The 17,243-nt window shown below is 74.4% G+C and carries 12 protein-coding genes and 2 pseudogenes; 8 read left to right on the top strand and 6 right to left on the bottom strand.

Annotation, left to right across the window (positions count from 1 at the left end; genetic code table 11):
• The first annotated feature begins 13 nt into the window (after positions 1–13).
• The 4 genes and pseudogenes from ACY34K_RS29505 (at position 14) to ACY34K_RS29490 (ending at position 3,204) form a co-directional block, all read left to right on the top strand.
• On the top strand, positions 14–937 hold the full coding sequence (locus tag ACY34K_RS29505) for a glutaminase (RefSeq protein ID WP_462752523.1): 924 nt from the start codon (positions 14–16) through the stop codon (positions 935–937).
• A 138-nt stretch (positions 938–1,075) separates the two neighbouring features.
• A pseudogene (locus ACY34K_RS29500) lies at positions 1,076–1,123 on the top strand (hypothetical protein); the annotation flags it as partial.
• Positions 1,124–1,160: 37 nt separating this feature from the next.
• A pseudogene (locus tag ACY34K_RS29495) lies at positions 1,161–1,523 on the top strand (FAD-dependent monooxygenase); the annotation flags it as partial.
• A gap of 142 nt (positions 1,524–1,665) precedes the next feature.
• Positions 1,666–3,204: an SDR family oxidoreductase gene (locus ACY34K_RS29490; protein ID WP_462752515.1), complete on the top strand. Its 1,539-nt coding sequence runs from the start codon at positions 1,666–1,668 to the stop codon at positions 3,202–3,204.
• Between the two features lie 233 nt (positions 3,205–3,437).
• Here the strand turns inward: ACY34K_RS29490 and ACY34K_RS29485 are convergent, their stop codons facing one another.
• From ACY34K_RS29485 to ACY34K_RS29465, 5 genes are read right to left on the bottom strand one after another with little or no spacing between them, the layout of a single operon-like run.
• Complete coding sequence (locus ACY34K_RS29485) at positions 3,438–4,100, bottom strand: GNAT family N-acetyltransferase (protein ID WP_462752521.1); 663 nt, start codon at positions 4,098–4,100, stop codon at positions 3,438–3,440.
• Positions 3,986–5,734 carry an IucA/IucC family protein gene (locus tag ACY34K_RS29480; RefSeq protein ID WP_462752514.1) on the bottom strand — a complete coding sequence of 583 codons (1,749 nt, stop codon included), beginning with the start codon at positions 5,732–5,734 and terminating at the stop codon, positions 3,986–3,988. Before ACY34K_RS29480 ends, ACY34K_RS29485 begins: the two co-directional genes overlap by 115 nt.
• 58 nt (positions 5,735–5,792) lie before the next feature.
• Entirely contained in the window at positions 5,793–7,196 is a 1,404-nt protein-coding gene (locus ACY34K_RS29475; protein WP_462752512.1) for a lysine N(6)-hydroxylase/L-ornithine N(5)-oxygenase family protein, read from the bottom strand.
• Entirely contained in the window at positions 7,193–8,653 is a 1,461-nt protein-coding gene (locus tag ACY34K_RS29470; protein WP_462752510.1) for a pyridoxal phosphate-dependent decarboxylase family protein, read from the bottom strand. The genes ACY34K_RS29475 and ACY34K_RS29470 overlap by 4 nt, the downstream gene beginning before the upstream one ends.
• Positions 8,650–9,990, bottom strand: coding sequence for a diaminobutyrate--2-oxoglutarate transaminase family protein (locus ACY34K_RS29465; protein WP_462752508.1), 1,341 nt, complete (start codon positions 9,988–9,990; stop codon positions 8,650–8,652). The genes ACY34K_RS29470 and ACY34K_RS29465 overlap by 4 nt, the downstream gene beginning before the upstream one ends.
• A 415-nt stretch (positions 9,991–10,405) precedes the next feature.
• Here ACY34K_RS29465 and ctaD point away from each other — a divergent pair, with 415 nt between their 5' ends.
• Together ctaD and ACY34K_RS29455 are read left to right on the top strand one after the other, a co-directional pair.
• Positions 10,406–12,136 (top strand): aa3-type cytochrome oxidase subunit I, encoded by a 1,731-nt coding sequence (gene ctaD / locus ACY34K_RS29460; protein ID WP_462752506.1) that lies wholly within the window; start codon positions 10,406–10,408, stop codon positions 12,134–12,136.
• Between the two features lie 235 nt (positions 12,137–12,371).
• The gene (locus ACY34K_RS29455) at positions 12,372–13,094 is read left to right on the top strand and encodes a helix-turn-helix domain-containing protein (protein WP_462752504.1); all 723 of its coding nucleotides are present in this window, start codon (positions 12,372–12,374) and stop codon (positions 13,092–13,094) included.
• A gap of 883 nt (positions 13,095–13,977) precedes the next feature.
• Here the strand turns inward: ACY34K_RS29455 and ACY34K_RS29450 are convergent.
• Positions 13,978–14,721: an HAD family hydrolase gene (locus ACY34K_RS29450; protein WP_462752502.1), complete on the bottom strand. Its 744-nt coding sequence runs from the start codon at positions 14,719–14,721 to the stop codon at positions 13,978–13,980.
• A 191-nt stretch (positions 14,722–14,912) separates the two neighbouring features.
• On the opposite strand from ACY34K_RS29450, the gene ACY34K_RS29445 reads away from it, so the two are divergent.
• Together ACY34K_RS29445 and ACY34K_RS29440 are read left to right on the top strand one after the other, a co-directional pair.
• The gene (locus tag ACY34K_RS29445; protein ID WP_462752501.1) at positions 14,913–15,971 is read left to right on the top strand and encodes a tetratricopeptide repeat protein; all 1,059 of its coding nucleotides are present in this window, start codon (positions 14,913–14,915) and stop codon (positions 15,969–15,971) included.
• The gene (locus ACY34K_RS29440) at positions 15,971–17,092 is read left to right on the top strand and encodes a polyprenyl synthetase family protein (protein ID WP_462752499.1); all 1,122 of its coding nucleotides are present in this window, start codon (positions 15,971–15,973) and stop codon (positions 17,090–17,092) included. The genes ACY34K_RS29445 and ACY34K_RS29440 overlap by 1 nt, the downstream gene beginning before the upstream one ends.
• Positions 17,093–17,243 lie beyond the last annotated feature (151 nt).

Genomic DNA, 17,243 nt, shown 5'->3' with positions numbered 1-17,243 from the left:
CAGCCCGTACTGTGTGGGCGTGTCATCGTCCTTCCAGCCCGTGCTCGACCGCATCGCCACCGAGATCGCCGCCACTCCCGGCCGCGGCCGACCCGCCGACTACATCCCGGCCCTCGCCGAGGCCGACCCCCGCCGGTTCGGCATGGCCGTCGCCGAACCCGACGGCACCGTGTACGGCGTGGGGGAGTGGCAGCAGCCCTTCTCCGCCCAGTCGATCACCAAGGTCTTCACCCTCGCCCTCGTGCTCTCCATGGAGGGCGAGGCACTCTGGGAACGCGTCGGCCGCGAGCCGTCCGGCAACCCGTTCAACTCCCTCGTGCAGCTGGAGTACGAGAACGGCATCCCCCGCAACCCCTTCATCAACGCCGGCGCCCTCGTCGTCACCGACCGCCTGCACACCCTGACCGGGGACGCCGCCGGGGTGCTCCGGGACTTCCTGCGCGCCGAGAGCGGCAACGCCGCCCTCACCTTCGACGAACGGATCGCGGCGTCGGAGACCGCTCACGGGGACCGCAACGCCGCCCTCGGCCACTTCATGGCCTCCTACGGCAACATCACCAACCCGGTGCCCGATCTCCTCGACCAGTACTTCCGCCAGTGCTCGGTGGAGGCGTCCTGCGCCGACCTGGCGCGCGCCGCCGGCTTCCTGGCACGGCACGGCATAAGGGCCGACGGCTCCCTGCTGCTCACCCGCAGCGAGGCCAAACAGATCAACGCGGTCATGCTCACCTGCGGCACCTACGACGCCGCGGGCGACTTCGCCTACCGGGTGGGACTGCCCGGCAAGAGCGGCGTGGGCGGCGGCATCATCGCCGTCGTCCCGGGCCGCTGCACGCTCTGCGTCTGGAGCCCTGGACTCGACCAGCGCGGCAACTCGGTGGCGGGCGTGGCCGCCCTGGACCGCTTCACCACGCTGACCGGCCTGTCCGTCTTCTGACACGGGCCGGGCCGTACCGTCCGCGGCGGCGGGCCCGTTGACAGCGCCACGGGCCCGGCGCAGACTCGGGCCGCCCACCCGGTGAAGGTCACTTCACTTCCCGAACAGCCGTCGTGCTGCGGAGAGCGAGGAGACGGCATGCACACCACCGTCGGCATCATCGGCGCCGGGCCCGCCGGGCTGCTGCTGGCCCGGCTGCTGGACCGGTTCGGCATCGACAGTGGTCACCGAACCGCTGCGGCACGGCCGGCTGTTCCTGGCCGGGGACGCCGCCCACATCGTGCCCCCGACCGGCGCGAAGGGGCTCAACCTCGCGGCCGCCGACGCCGTCGTGCTGGCCCGCGCCCTCGCCCACCGGTACGCCACCGGATCACCGGAGCTGCTGGACGCCTACTCCGACACCTGCCTGCGCCGGGTGTGGCGGGCCGAGCACTTCTCCCACGCCATGACCACGACGCTGCACACCGACCCCGGCCACTCGCCGTTCGACACCCGCCTCCAGCTCGCCCAGCTGCACCGGATCGCCGCCTCGCCGCACGCCGCGGCCGAACTTGCGGAGAACTACACCGGTCTCCCCATCGGCTGACCCGGCCGCTCCCCGGCAGCGACGCGCCGCCCGGTGAAATTCGTGCCCCCCGCCCGTGTTGCCGACCCGGAACCCGGGCGGGGAAGGAGACGGTGGAGACCCACGCACCACCGACCTCCACCGACACACGGAACGGAGCTCCATGACCCCGCACGGAGCCGACGGCGAAGCCCCCCTCCTCTGCCTGGTGACCGGTGCCACCGGCTACATCGGCGGCCGCCTGGTGCCCGCACTGCTCGACGCCGGCCACCGGGTCCGCTGCCTGGCCCGTTCGCCCGGCAAACTCCACGGCCACCCCTGGGCGGACCGCGTCGAGGTGACGGCCGGCGACGTCACCGACGAGGAGTCCGTGCGCGAGGCGATGAGCGGAGTCGACGTCGCCTACTACCTCGTCCATGCCCTCGGCACCGGACCGGGTTTCGAGGAGACCGACCGCCGCGCCGCCGAGATCTTCGGTCGCAGCGCCCGGGCCGCCGGGGTCCGCCGGATCGTCTACCTCGGCGGCCTCGCCCCGGCCGGGGTGCCCGCCCACCGGCTCTCCCCCCACCTGCGTTCGCGCGCCGAGGTCGGCCGCATCCTGCTCGACTCCGGGGTTCCCACCGCCGTGCTGCGCGCCGCCGTCATCATCGGTTCCGGCTCCGCCTCCTTCGAGATGCTGCGCTACCTCACCGAGCGGCTCCCCGTCATGATCACCCCCAGCTGGGTGCGGACCCGCATCCAGCCCATCGCCGTCCGCGACGTCCTGCGCTACCTCGTGGGCTGCGCCGGCCTGCCCCCCGACGTCAACCGCACCTTCGACATCGGCGGCCCCGACGTCCTCACCTACCGCGACATGATGCGCCGGTACGCGGCCGTCGCCGGACTGCCCCGGCGGATCATCCTCCCCGTCCCCGTACTGACCCCGAGGCTCTCCAGCCTCTGGGTCGGTCTCGTCACCCCCGTACCGCACGCCATCGCCCGCCCGCTCGCCGAGTCCCTGCGCCACGAAGTGGTCTGCGGCGAACACGACATCGCCCGGTACGTCCCCGATTCTCCGGGCCGGCCGATCGGGTGCGACCAGGCGCTGGCGCTCGCCCTGCGGCGGGTCCGGGAAGCACAGGTGACCACCCGCTGGTCCTCCGCCTCCGTGTCGGGCGCGCCCAGCGACCCGCTGCCCACCGACCCCGACTGGGCGGGCGGCAGCCTCTACACCGACCGGCGCGTCCGGTCCGTCGACGCCTCGGCCGAAGCGCTCTGGCGGGTGATCGAAGGCATCGGCGGCGACAACGGCTGGTACTCCTTCCCCCTCGCCTGGGCCGTACGCGGCTGGCTCGACCGGCTCGTCGGAGGTGTCGGGCTGCGCCGCGGCCGCCGCGACGCCCACCGGCTGCGCGTCGGCGACTCCCTGGACTTCTGGCGGGTCGAGGCCATCGACCCCGGCCGGCTGCTGCGGCTGCGGGCGGAGATGCGGCTGCCGGGCCTCGCGTGGCTGGAGATGTACGCGGAACCCGACGGCGAGGGCCGCAGCCGCTACCGGCAGCGCGCCCTGTTCCATCCGCACGGCCTGCTCGGACACGCCTACTGGTGGAGCGTCTCACCGTTCCACGCCCTCGTCTTCGGCGGCATGGCACGCAACATCACCCGGGCCGCGGCACGGGCGGCCGCCACCCCACCGCGCCGCCCGGCCACCCCCCGGAGCTGAACCACGTCGACCCGCGGTCATACCAATGGCGAGTGCGCGTCATCCCGTAGGAGCGGTACGCCCCCGCCCGGCACTCTGGGAAAGGTACGGGCGGGGTGGCGGACTCGCCCGCATCCAAGGGCCGGGGCACCGGGTGGATTCAGGCCGCCCGGCACCCCGGCCTCAACGGCTCCCGCCGCGAGACCCGTCCCGCCTCCCCCGCGCCATGACACCGGCCGACGGCGGGTTCGCGCTCACTCCCCGCGCTCGCGGACCATGAGCGCCGCGCGTTTGTCCGGCAGATCGATCTGCCCCACCATCCGGAACCCCGCGCGCTCGAAGGCACGGACCGAGCGGACGTTGCGGACGTCGGGCTCGGCGACGACCCGCTGTGCGTACGGATCACGGCGCAGCGACCAGTCGGAGACGGCACCCAGCAGGGCGGCGCCCAGACCACGGCCCCGGTACGCGGACGGCCCGAGCAGCAGATGCAGGCCCGCGTCGCGCGGCCGGGCGTCGTAGTGGTGCGCGAGCGGGTCCAGGTCGGCGCGGTACAGCTCCCAGTAACTCATCGGAGTGCCGTCGAGACAGCCGACGAAAGGCGTCGAGTGGCCGCTGGCGACCTGCCCGCGCAGATAGGCGGCGATACGTTCGGGCGGCTGCGCCAGCTCCCAGTACCGCGCCACGTCGGGGTCGTTCATCCAGCCGTGGACGAGCCGCGCGTCCCCGTGCGGGTCGACGGCCCGCAGGGTGAACGTGCCCTGCGCCAGCTCCGTCTCGGCCACGACGTCTGCGGCGGGTGTCACCGGCGCACCCCAGCGATCGGGTTGGCGATGTCCACGTACACCGACTGGGCCTCCAGCGGGCCGGTCAGCTCGTCCATGCCGTGGACGCGCGTGAGGAGGTTCGCCTTGCAGCGCAGGGTCGGCTCCTCGCGCAACACCGTCGCGAGACGCAGCCGGTCACCGTGCTCGGAGGCGAGGGCGGCGAGCATCCCGTCCGCGTGACGCAGCAGGTCCCGCTCGTCGGCGAGACCCTGGGACCCGAGCGCACCGGCGAGCCCCAGCAGGTTGTTGATACCGACGTAGTAGGCGAGCCGCTCGTCGATGACCGCGTCGTCCACATAAGTGCCGAGATCCCGGCCGACTCCGGGCACCCAGCGGTAGAGGGCCTCGCTGCGTTCCGGCGAGAAGTAATAGCCCTGGTTGTCGCGGTAGCGGCCACCGGCCGGCCAGCCGTCGGCGTCGAGGACGACGAGGGTGTTCTGCTGGTGGGCCTCCAGACCGAGCCCGTGGACGGCGTACAGCCACAGAACGGGTGTGACCACGTGCTCGGTGTACCGGGCGAACCACTCGCGGGCGACGTCGCCGACGGGACGGCCGGTGCGCCCGGCGAGGGAGTGGACGAGGGACGCGAGCCGGGAGCGGCCGTCCGGCAGGTCGGGGCGTTCGGTGACCAGCCCGGCGACGCACACGCCCTGTTCGGCGGCGTGCGGGCCGAACGGGTTGTCGCGCACGACGACGTCGAGCCCGGTGGGGGAGCCGTCCGGCGAGTCCACGGCGAGCCACGCCGGGTCGCCGACGATGCCGAAGCCGGGGTGCGCGGCCCGCAGCGCCCCGCCCAGGCCGGCCGTGAGCAGCCGGTGCACGGCGAGCCCCCGGTGCAGCTCCGCACGCATGTTCTCGCGGCGGGAGTTGGTGATCCGCAGGCCCAGCGAGAACTTCAGCATGACGGGCGCCTCGGCGCGGTAGAGCGTGCGCAGGGACGACGTGGCCGACCAGTCGGGGCCCGCGGGCCCCAGGTCGTGCAGGAGTCCGGCGTCCAGCAGTGCCCGCACGGCGGGCCGGCTCACCACGTCCCGCGCCTGCCACGGATGGGCCGGTACCAGGACGGTTCCGGCCGGCCGGCCCGCAAGTCCGTCCGCGAACCGCGCCAGCAGCTCCTGCGCGGTCGTGTCCAGGGCGGAGTCGGCGCGGACCAGGGACGGGTCGGCGGCGAACCAGTGGAGCGGGAACGCGCCGCGTACCTCGGGGGAGTAGCGGGCCGCCTCCGCCTCGGTGAGCCCCTCGCGGCTCTTGGGCGTGGGATGCAGCGGATGGCCGGTGATCAGGGCCTGTTCCCCCGCGAGGAAGGCGGTGGTGCCCGCGGGGTCGCCGGGCTCGCCGCGGCGGGTGCGGACGAACCCCTCGACGCGGCGTACCGAGTCGGTGACCCGGCCGGTCAGATCGGTGACGGCGGAGGGTGTGCCGTCGGCCGCCTCGGCGCCGAGCAGTGCGGCGACCAGCGAGGCCGGTGCCGGGGTGCCGGTGCCCAGCCGGGCCGGGCCGAACCGGTGCAGTCCGACCGCCGACCAGTACCGTACCGGCGCCTCGACAACGGCTCCGGTCGCGGGCAGCTCCAGGCGCAGGACGCCGTCGGCCGGCCGGGGCACTCCGGTCTCGCGCACCCAGCAGCGCAGCAGGTTGCCGGTGGCCGCGTGATCGGCGACGGCCGTCGGGTCACCGTCGTGGAGGCTGTCCGCAGGGGAGGAGATCGCCGGCGTCGGGCTCATGAGCACTCTTTCTGTCCGGCGGCCGGCCGGCCGCCTCGGGTGGCGCGGGGGAGGGGCCTCAGAGGTGGCGGGAGCCGGCCGGCAGCGGCGGCTCGCGGTCGTCGTCGCCACGGGCGCCGGCCAGGCCGAACGTGGTGAACGCGGTACGCCGCGGCAGCGGGTACACCTCTCGGCCGGCCAGCGCGTTGAGGATCACCGCGGAACGCCATGCGGCCAGCCCCAGGTCGGGCGTGCCCACTCCGTGCGTATGCCGTTCCGCGTTCTGCACGAACACCGAACCGCCGACCCCGTCGTCGAGGACGAGGCGCTGTTCGCCGTCGATCAGGGGGCGGCCGGAGTCGTCACGGGCGATGCGCGGCCGCAGGGGTGCCAGCAGCCCGTCCACGGGACGCTCGGCGTACCCGGTGGCGAGCACCACCGCGTCGGTCGTCAGCCGGGCCCGGGTGCCCTGCTCGCCGTGGGTGACGCGCAGCGCCAGGCGTCCGGCGTCCGCCTCGGCCGCGGTGACGGTGACACCGGGGGTGAGCGTGACGTCCGGCCAGCCGCCGTTGCCCGCGCGGCGGTACAGCTCGTCGTGGATCTCGCCCAGGGTGTCCCCGCTGACGCCCTTGTACAGCTGCCACTGACGGGGCAGCAGTTCGTCGCGGGTCCGCTCCGGCAGACCGTGGAAGTAGCGGGTGTAGTCGGGGGTGAAGTGTTCCAGCCCCAGCTTGCTGTACTCCATGGGCGCGAACGCGGGCGTGCGGGCCAGCCAGGCCAGCGCCTCCCGCCCGGCGGGCCGGGCCCGCAGCAGGTCGAGCAGCACCTCGGCGCCCGACTGCCCGGAACCGACGACGGTGACGTGCCCCGCCGCGAGCAGCCGCTCCCGGTGGGCGAGGTAGTCGGCGGAGTGCAGGACCAGGGCGTCCGGGTCTTCGGCGAGTGCCCGCAGCGGGGCCGGTACGTGCGGTGCCGTACCGACGCCGAGGGCGAGGTGGCGGGCGAGGACGCGGCCCACGCCCTCCGCGTCGCCGTTCTCGTCCAGCCGGGTGAAGCCCACCTCGAACGCCTCGCGCGACGGGTCCCAGCGGACGGAGTCGACCTGGTGGCCGAAGCGGCAGGACGGCAGTTGGCCGCTGACCCAGCGGCAGTACGCGTCGTACTCCGCGCGGTCTATGTGGAACCGCTCCGCGAAGTAGAAGGGGAACAGCCGCTCGCGGTGGCGGATGTGATTGAGGAACGACCACGGACTGGTCGGATCGACCAGACTCACCAGGTCGGCCAGGAACGGCACCTGGAGCGTCGCCCCGTCGATCAGGAGGCCGGGGTGCCAGTGGAACGCGCCGCGCCGTTCCAGGAACAGGGCGTCGAGGCCGGGCACGCCGTCGGCGAGCGCCGCCAGCGACAGGTTGAACGGGCCGATGCCCACACCGAGCAGATCGACGGTGTTCTCCTCGGAACGAGGGGGCGGTGCGGAGGTCATCGGGGTCCTTCCGTGGAGCGTGTGCGGGTGGCGGTGGCGGCGACGAGGGCGAGCAGCCCCTCGAGGTCGTCGGCCGCCGTGCGCGGGTGGAGCAGTGTGGCCTTGAGCCACAGCCGGCGGGCGCCGTCGCCGTCCTCGGCGTGGGCCCGGCCGACGACGGCGAGCCCCCGGGCGAGGAGGTCCCGCCGGATCGCGGCGACAAGCGCGTCGCCCTCGGCGGGCGGCAGCCCGTCGGCCGCGACGGGCCGGAACAGTACGGTGCTGATGCCGAGGTCGCCGGGACGGCGGCGTACCCGCGGATGGGCGTCGACGAGCCGGGCGAACTCCTCCGCGGCGCGGACGCAGTGCTCGACCAGGGCGCCGATCCCGGTGCGGCCCAGTGCCCGCAGGGTGGCGGCGATCTTCAGTACGTCGGGGCGGCGGGAGGTGCGCACGGACCGCCCGAGCAGATCGGGCAGTCCGGCCTCGGTGTCGTCGTCGGCGTTGAGGTAGTCGGCCTGGAAGCCCAGCGGCCGCAGGGCGGCGGCGTCGGCGACCGCGAGCAGCCCGGCCGCGACCGGCTGCCAGCCCAGTTTGTGCAGGTCGAAGGTGACCGAGACGGCGGACTCCAGCCCGTCGAGCCGGGGCGCCAGCCGGTCGCTGAACAGCAGCGGACCGCCGTACGCGGCGTCGACGTGGAGTTCCGCGCCGTGGGCCGCGGCGACCCGGGCGATCTCGGGCAGCGGGTCGATCAGACCCTCGTCGGTGGTGCCCGCGGTGGCCACCACCAGAGCCGGGCCGGCCGGCCCCGCGAGCGCCCGGTCGAGCGCCGAGGGCACCATCCGCCCGGCCCGGCACTCCACCGGCACCGGGGCCGGCAGGCCCAGCAGCCAGGCGGCACGGGCCACACTGTGGTGCGCGTTCGTGCCGCAGAGCACGCGCGGACCCGGCGCGCCGACGGCGCGGGCCCGCTCCCGGGCGAGCAGCAGCGCCACCTGGTTGGACTCGGTGCCGCCGCTGGTGACGATGGCGTCGGGTGCCGCACGGCCCGGGTAGACCAGCGCGGCCAGCGCGGCGGTGACCTCGGCCTCCAGCGCGGCGGCCGCCGGTGCCTGGTCCCAGGAGTCCATCGAGGGGTTCAGCGCGGACGCCGCCAGGTCGGCCGCGGCCGCCACGGCCAGCGGCGGGCAGTGCAGGTGGGCCACGCACGACGGGTCCGACGGGTCGGCGGCACCCTCGGCCACCGCCCGTACGACGGTGCGCAGCGCCTCCTCGGCACCGGTGCCGTGCTCCGGCAGGACCGGAGCGCAGGTGGCCCGCAGCCGCTCGGTGACGGTTTCAGGACCGCCGGCGGGCAGCGGGCCGCCCCGGTCGGCGGCTCCCTCGGCGAGGGCGTCGAGGACGACGGCGGTCAACTTGCCCAGTTCGTCGGGGCCGTTGACCCCGCCCGCCACGGGCACCGCGGGCCGGCCGCTCATGAGACGGCCTCCAGCGCGTCCGCGATGCGCTCCACGGCCGAGTCGGCCTGGTCGTCGGTGAGGACCAGCGGCGGCAGCAGCCGCAGCACCGTGTCGTCCCGGCCACCGAGCTCCAGCATCAGCCCGCGCTCCAGACAGGCCGTGCGCAGGGCGGCCGCGAGGGCCGGATCACCGGGCGGCGCGCCGTCGCGGCCGGGGCCGGCCGTGGGGTCGACCAGCTCGACGCCGATCATCAGGCCGCGGCCGCGCACCTCGCCGAAGACGGGGTGGGCGGCGGCGATCTCGCGCAGCCCCCGGCGCATCCGTTCGCCCAACTTGCCCGCCCGTTCGTCGAGTTTCTCCTCCGCGACGGTCCTCAGGGCGATGAGCCCGGCGACCATGGCGAGGGTGTTGCCGCGGAACGTACCGGTGTGGTGGCCCGGGCGCCAAGTGTCCAGGTCGGGCCGGTAGGCGATGACGGCCAGCGGCAGCCCGCCGCCCACCGCCTTGGACATGACGAGGACGTCCGGGGTCACCCCGGCGCGCTCGCAGGCCCAGAAGTGCCCGGTGCGGCCGATGCCCGTCTGGACCTCGTCGACGACGAGCACGATGCCGTGTTCGGTGGTGATCCGGCGGATGTCGCGCAGCCAGCCGTCCGGGGCCTCGACCACCCCGCCCTCGCCCTGCACCACTTCGAGGATGACCGCGGCCGGCAGTTCGACACCGCTGCTGGGATCGGTGATCAGGCTCTCCAGGAGCCGCGCCGACAGCTGCCCCGACCGCTCCGCGTCGCCGGACCCGAACGGGCAGCGCAGTCCGGACGGGTAGGGCACGCGGATCACCGGGATCCCGTCCGCGCCGATCGCGCCGCTCATCCGCGCCGGCCCCGACACGGCGGACGCGCCGAGCGTCATCCCGTGGTAGGCGCCGGTGAAGGCCACGACGCCGCGCCGCCCCGTGGTGTGCCGGGCCAGTTTCAGCGCGGCCTCGACCGCGTCCGTACCGGCCGGGCTGCAGAAGTGCAGCCGCGCGTCGCCGCGCAGGCCGCCCGGGAGCCGGTCCAGCAACTCGCCGCAGAAGGCGTCCTTCTGAGGTGTGATCATGTCCAGGGTGTGCAGGGGCGCACCGGACGCGAGGACCGCCTGCAGCGCGGCGACGGTCCCGGGATGGTTGTGCCCCAGCGCGAGGGTGCCCGCGCCGGACAGGCAGTCGAGGTAACTGCGGCCGTCCGCGCCGGTGATGACCGCGCCCGAGGCGTGGACGGGTGCGACGGGCAGGGTGCGGGCGTAGGTACGGGCGGAGGATTCGCGTCGCTCCTGGCGCTCCAGAAGCTCGGCGCGCAGCGCACCGTGCGGCATGGCAGATGCCCCTTCGTCGTGTTGCGGAGGTGCGGAGGGATCGCGCGCGGGGCGCACGCACACGAGGCCCGTGGTGAGGAGTACCCACCGCCGCCCCATAGGAAGTTAGGCTAGCCTAACTTTCAACAAGATCAAATGTCCGTCGCGCCCGGCACGCGCCGCGCCCCCTCTACAACTGCACATTGTGCTCGGGGTTTTGGGGTGGCCGTGCCGACATGGTGAAGCCATGACCCGGTGTTGACAGGGGCCGTCCCGCACGCACCCGGTGGCCGGCCCGGGCCCCGGATGCCGGCCGGTACGGGTGACGTCATACGAGTGACGTCTTTGGAGCGCGCGGACTCAAAGCCGTCCCGCACGCCGCCCTGTGCGTAGCGTTCTGGCGTCTCTGCCCGTGCGTGCGCTTCCGAGGATTCGTATGGTGACATCGACCGAGCCCGACGCTCCCGCACCGGCGAAGGAGCGGCGGCTGAGCCGCGTCCTGGTGGCCTGGGCGACCACCACCGACCACAAGACGATCGGCACCCTCTACCTCGTCACCTCGTTCGTGTTCTTCCTGTTCGCCGGCGTGCTCGCGCTCGTGATGCGCGCCGAACTGGCACGGCCCGGCCTGCAGTTGATCTCCAGTGAGCAGTACAACCAGGCGTTCACCATGCACGGCACCGTCATGCTGCTGCTCTTCGCCACGCCCACCTTCGTCGGTTTCACCAACGCCGTCATGCCGCTCCAGATCGGCTCGCCGGACGTCGCGTTCCCGCGACTGAACATGTTCTCGTACTGGCTCTTCCTGTTCGGCGGCATCATGGTCGCCGTCAGCCTGATGCTCCCCGGCGGCGGGGCCGACTTCGGCTGGACGGCCTACGCCCCGCTCAACAGCCAGGCGCGCACCCCCAACATCGGGGCCGACCTGTGGATCATGGGCCTCGCGCTCTCCGGGTTCGGCACCATCCTCGGCGCGGTCAACTTCATCACCACCATCGTCTGCATGCGCGCCCCCGGCATGACGATGTTCCGCATGCCGATCTTCACCTGGAACGTGCTGCTGACCTCCGTCCTGGTGCTGATGGCCTTCCCGGTCCTCGCCGCCGCCCTCCTCGTACTGGAGGCCGACCGCCAGTTCGGCGCGCACGTCTTCGACGCGGCCAACGGGGGCGCGCTGCTCTGGCAGCACCTGTTCTGGTTCTTCGGCCATCCCGAGGTGTACATCATCGCCCTGCCGTTCTTCGGCGTGGTCACCGAGATCCTGCCGGTCTTCTCCCGCAAACCGCTCTTCGGCTACATCGGGCTCGTCGGCGCCACCATCGCCATCACCGGACTGTCCGCGGTGGTGTGGGCCCACCACATGTTCGCCACGGGAGCCGTGCTGCTGCCGTTCTTCTCCTTCATGAGCTTCCTCATCGCCGTGCCGACCGGGGTGAAGTTCTTCAACTGGATCGGCACGACGTGGAAGGGCTCGATCTCCTTCGAAACGCCGATGCTGTGGTCGGTGGGGTTCCTCGTCACCTTCCTCTTCGGCGGCCTGACCGGCGTCATCCTCGCCTCGCCGCCGATGGACTTCCACGTCACCGACAGCTACTTCGTCGTGGGCCACTTCCACTACGTCGTCTTCGGCACCGTGGTCTTCGCGATGTTCGCGGGCTTCCATTTCTGGTGGCCCAAGATGACCGGCAGGATGCTCGACGAACGGCTCGGCAGGATCCACTTCTGGACCCTGTTCACCGGCTTCCACCTCACCTTCCTCGTCCAGCACTGGCTGGGCGCCGAAGGAATGCCCCGCCGGTACGCCGACTACCTGAGCGCCGACGGCTTCACCGCGCTGAACACGCTGTCCACGCTCGGGTCCTTCCTCCTCGGCCTGTCGACCCTGCCGTTCCTCTACAACGTGTGGAAGACGGCCCGGCACGGTACACCCGTGGAGACCGACGACCCCTGGGGGTACGGGCGCTCCCTGGAGTGGGCCACCTCCTGTCCGCCGCCCCGCCACAACTTCACCGCCCTGCCGCGCATCCGCTCCGAGTCACCCGCCTTCGCCCTCCACCACCCGGAGATCACGGCGGTCGACAGGGCACAGCACGCCGGCCGCCGCGACGTCGTCGAACCGGGGAAGGGAGTGGCCCCCATGTCCGGCGACGACGAGGGAGAGCGCTGACGAACACCCGCGGGTGCCCGTGCGGACACGAGCGGTCACCGGCGGTCCGCGGGCCGGGGAGGAGGCGTGCGGACCGCGGGCCGGGTGGCTACCGTGGAGAAAGACCCCGCCTGCCGCAGTGCGGCACCGCACGCCGCAATGCGCCGCAGCGCACCGCCGCCCCGCGGTGCACCGTGACGTCGTCCGGGACGGGCCCGCCGGCAGGCGCCGTCTCGACGGGAAGGACGGTGCCCTCATGTCGGACAAACGGCTCCTCGAAGGCCCCGGCGCCCCCGCGCACGAGGTACTGCGGGGCGACATCGGCCGCCGGGTGGCCGCCCGCCGGGAGCAGCTCGGCCTGACCCGGGAGGAAGTCGCCGTACGGGCCGGCTCGGCCCCGGGATACATCCAGTACCTGGAGGAACAGACCGCCACCCCCGGCATAGGGTTCCTGCTGCGGCTCGCCGACGCCCTGGAGACCAGCGTCATCGAACTCACCGGCGGCACCGCGGACCTGCCCGCGGGGGCCGGCCAGGCCGCGTACCACCCGGAGCTGGCCGACCTCGGCCTCGACGAATGCCGCACCCTGCTCGGCACGCACGGGGTGGGCCGGGTCGCGGTGACCACGCACGACGGACCGGCGATCCTCCCGGTCGACTACCTCCTCGACCACGGCGAGGTCGCGTTCCGCACCTCGGCCGACGCCCTGCCGTCCCGCGGGCCGGGCGGCGAGGTCGCGTTCGAGGTGGACCACATCGACGACGCGCTCTGCCGGGGCTGGAGCGTGCTGGTCGTCGGTACGGCGCGCATCGTCACCGACCCCGACACCGTTCGCGACCTCGACGCACACGCCTACAGCACCGCCTGGTGCGGCGGGGACGGCGACCACGTCTGGGTGATGATCACCCCCACGCGGGTCACCGGCCGCAAGATCACCGCGCGCCAGACCCATCAACCGGCCCCGGGCCACCCCCGCTGACGCGACCCCGCGGCGGCCGCCCCCGTGCCGTGGACCGCCTGCTGCCGTGGACCCGCCCGCCGACGTCGAGCCGCCCCAGTGACCCCGTACCCGCCCGCTGTCCCGGACGGTCTGCCCGTCGGACTCGCCCGCGGACCGGGTCTGCCGCCGACCGGATGCCCGTCGGCCCGGACTCAAGTTCCGACGGCTGCCCCTGCCGCCCCGACGCCTGCCGACCCGGCCCGCCCGCCCATCGGACCCGCCCACCGAGCGGATGCCCGCCGACCCCGTGCCCGCCCGCTGACGGGCCCCGTCCCGCCCGGGACACACCCTGTCCAGCGGAGTCGCCGCTGACCCGACCCACGTCGACGGGACGCCCTGCCGCCCCGGCCCGCCACCTGACGCGGAGGCGCCGCCGCCCGGACGCCCCGGGCGGCTGCCGGCTCGGACCGTCCGCCCAGCCCGCCCGTCGACCGGGCACCCGCTGTCCCGGAGGTGGCTGCGGTCCCGGGGGCGCCCGCCGACGCGGCCAATCCACCGACCGAAGTCGCCGCTCACCTGTCCCACGTCGACGGGGCGCCCTGCAGGCCCGGCCCGCCTGACGCGGAGGCGCCCGCTGACACGGACCGCCTGTGGGCCCGGCCCGCCGGTCGGCCCGGTAGTCGCCCGCTGCCGCGGCTCGGCCGTCGACCGGGCGCCTGCCGACCCGGACCGCCTGCCCAGCGGACGCGCCTGCCGACCGGGCACGCGCTGTCCCGGAGGTGGCTGCGGTCCCGGGGGCGTCCGGTGACCCGGGCCGTCCGCCGACCGAAGTCGCCCGCGGAACCGGCCCGCGTAGACCGGGCGCCCGCCGGCCCGGACCGCCGCCTGACGCGGACCGGCCGACGGTCCGGGGGCGGTGTGTTCAGGAGGGTGCGGCGAGCAGCTCGCCCGGGTCTTGGACGACCAGGTCGGCGCCGTGGTGCAGGAGTGCCTGACGGGTGGGCGGGGTCGCCGCGCGGTCGATTCCCACCACCAGCCCGAAGCCACCGCGACGGCCCGCCTCGACGCCCGGCAGTGCGTCCTCCATGACCGCGCACCGCCCGGCGGGCACCCCCAGCCGGCGGGCCGCCTCCAGGAACAGTGCCGGATCGGGCTTGCCCGGCAGGCCGAGCCGCGCCGCCTCGACGCCGTCCACCAGCACATCGAACAGCTCCAGCACCTCCGCGCGAGCGAGGGTCTCCCCGGCGTGCCGGGAGGCCGAGGCCGCGGCCAGCGGCGTACCCGCGAGGCGCAGCGCCCGCAGCAGCCGCACCGTCCCCGGGAAGGCGTCCACGCCCTCTCCCCGCAGCCGCTCGGTGAACAGCCGCTCCTTGTCCGCGGCGACCCTCTCGACCTCGGCCGGCGACGGCCGGAGGCCCCGCGAGGCGAGGAAAGAGGCGGCACCGTCGAGCCGGGACCTGCCGTCCACGTACCTCCGGTAGTCCTCCCGGACGTCGAACGGCCGCCGCGCCGCCGGGTCGGCGGGCGGACGGGACCGCAGATACGCGTCGAACACCGCCCGCCACGCCGCGGCGTGCACCCGGGCGGAGTCGACGATCACCCCGTCGGTGTCGAACACCACCGCGTCCACCGCCCGCAGCGCGGGCGCGACGCCGGCCGCCGTCATCCGGGCACCTCCCGCCGGGTGATCCTGACGCCGGAACTCCGTCTGCCGAAAAGTGGAACCTGCCCCATCCGATGATCCTCTTCCCTGCCGCAGCGCGCGCAGTCAGCCGATGGAGACGAACGAGAAGGGGGCACCGCGATGAAGGCCCGCACGCCGTACGGACCGCGGCCGCCCCTGGGGGAAAGGCACTTATGTTCAGCAAGGCTCTCGCGCCCGAGTACCAGGGGGCGCTCAGCGCGCTGTCGGTGAACTCCTCGCTCACCGACGTCCTCGCCGCGGCGACCGAGCAGATGGCAGCCGCGGAGCGGGCCGGTGACGCGGGCGAGACGGCACGCGCCGCCCTGGCGCTCGCCGAGGCGCACCGCAGGCTCGGGCACGTTCAGGAGGCCGACCGGGCGTGGAAGTCGAGCTACCGCACGGCCCGGTCGGCCGGGGACATGCCCGCCATGGCCTGGGCGCTGTGGAGCGGAGGCACCCTCGCCCGGCAGCGCGGCTCCCTCGCCCTGGCCTTCCGGCTGCTGCGGTACGCGGCCGACATGGGAAAACGGGGCGGTGACATCGTTGCCCACGGCTACTCCCTGGCCGGGCTCGCCGAGACCGGCCGTATCCAGGGGGACTACCGCGCCGTGGGCGCGCTGCACGACGAACTGCTCGCCGAGGCACGCAAGCGCGGCGAGGCCCGCCACACCGTGTGGGCGCTCGAAGGCATCGCCCAGATGCACCGCAACAGTGGCCGCTACGACACGGCGTACGAGCTGTTCGAGGAGGCCGCGGAGATAGCCGCCGGGGCCGACGACCGCCGCGGCCACGCGTGGGCCCTGCGCGGCCTCGCCGACATCGTCTCGGTGCGCGACGGGGACACCGCCCGCGCCCTCGACCTCCTCGGCCGCGCCGAGGCCGGCTGCCGCGACATGAACCTGTCGAGCGCCCTCGCCTACAACCACAAGATGCGGGCCAACGTGCTCTACCGGGCCGGCCGGTACGCCGAGGCCCTGGAGACGTACGAACAGGCCCTGGCCGAGTTCCGGGAGATGGACGAGCCCCGCGGCACGGCGCTGTCCCGGCTCGGCGCGGTGAAGGCGCGCGCCCACCTCGGTGAGGACCCGGCACGCACCGCCGCCGAACTCGCCGAACTGCGCGGCGTCCTCGACCGCATCGGTCTGCTGCACGCCCGCGCCATGGTCGACAAGGCCCATGCCGAGCTCGGGCTGACGCCCTTGGACGGCGCCCCCGTGCGGGAGGCCGTGTGATGAACCGCCCCACCGCCACCGCCACCGCGTCCCCCGCCCCCGGCGGTACGGCGGCCACCGCCACCGGGACCGCGTCGCCGACCACGACCGCGTCGCCCGCCGACACCCTCGCCCGCTGCCGCGCCCTGGTTCAGCCCGCCCTGCGGGCCAGGATCCGCCGGCTCCACGCCTGGCCCGCCGAAATGGCCGGGTACGCCTTCGGCTGGTGCGAGCCCGGCGGCGAACCGACCCCCGGCGGCGGCTCGGCCGGCAAGGGCGTCCGGCAGGCCCTCGCCGTCCTGTGCGCCGAGGCGGCCGGGGCACCGGGGGAGTGCGCCGTCGACGGAGCGGTCGCCGTCGAGCTGATCCACACCTTCTCCCTGCTCCACGACGACATCATGGACGGGGACGAGACCCGCAGACAGCGCCCGGCCGTGTGGAAGGCCTACGGCACCGGCCCGGCCGTCCTCGCCGGCGACGCGCTCTTCGCGCTCGCCATCGAGGTCCTCGCCGGCTCCCCGGGCCCGCACGGCGGGGCGGCCGTGCGCCGGCTCTCCGCGGACCTGAACGACCTCGTCGACGGCCAGGCCGAGGACCTCCTCTTCGAGGGCCGCCCCTGGACCGGCCCCGGCGCTGTCGGCGTCGGCGACTGGCTGCGGACGGCCGAGCACAAGACGGGTGCCCTGCTGGGCTGCGCCGCGGCCCTCGGGGCGCTGCTCGCCGGCGCGCCGGCCGCGACCGTCGAGGCCCTGTCCACGGCGGGCCGGCAGCTCGGGGTGGCCTTCCAGGCCGTGGACGACGTGCTCGGCCTGTGGGGCGACCCCGCCACCACCGGCAAACCCGTCCTGGCCGACCTGCGGCGGGGCAAGAAGACGCTGCCCGTGGTGGCCGCGCTCGCCGCCCGTACTCGGGCCTCCGGCCGGCTGGCCGGAATGCTCACACCGGGGAGGGGTCTGGACGAGGAGGAGGCAGGACGGGCGGCGGAGCTGATCGAGGAGGCCGGGGGCCGCCGGGTCGCGCTCGACGAGGCCCGGCGCCGGCTGGACCGGGCCCGGGAGTGTCTCCACAGCGTCCCGCTCGCTCCCGAACCGGCCGCTGAGCTGCTGGCTCTGCTGCCCTTCGTGGTCCAGCGCGCCGTCTGACACCTCAGCCGCCCGACACCTCGGGTTGTCCGGCCGGGTTTCCCGGCTGCCCCGGCGAGCACGCGCTCGCGGGGGCAGCCGCCGCGGGGCGGTCGTGTCGGGGGTGTCGCACGAACGTATGGATCCCGCCAATCGCATGACCCGCCGTCAA

Source organism: Streptomyces sp. STAM6, from assembly GCF_054963715.1.
The sequence above is the reverse complement of the archived record's forward strand: the minus strand, read 5'-3'. Positions and strand labels throughout refer to the sequence as shown.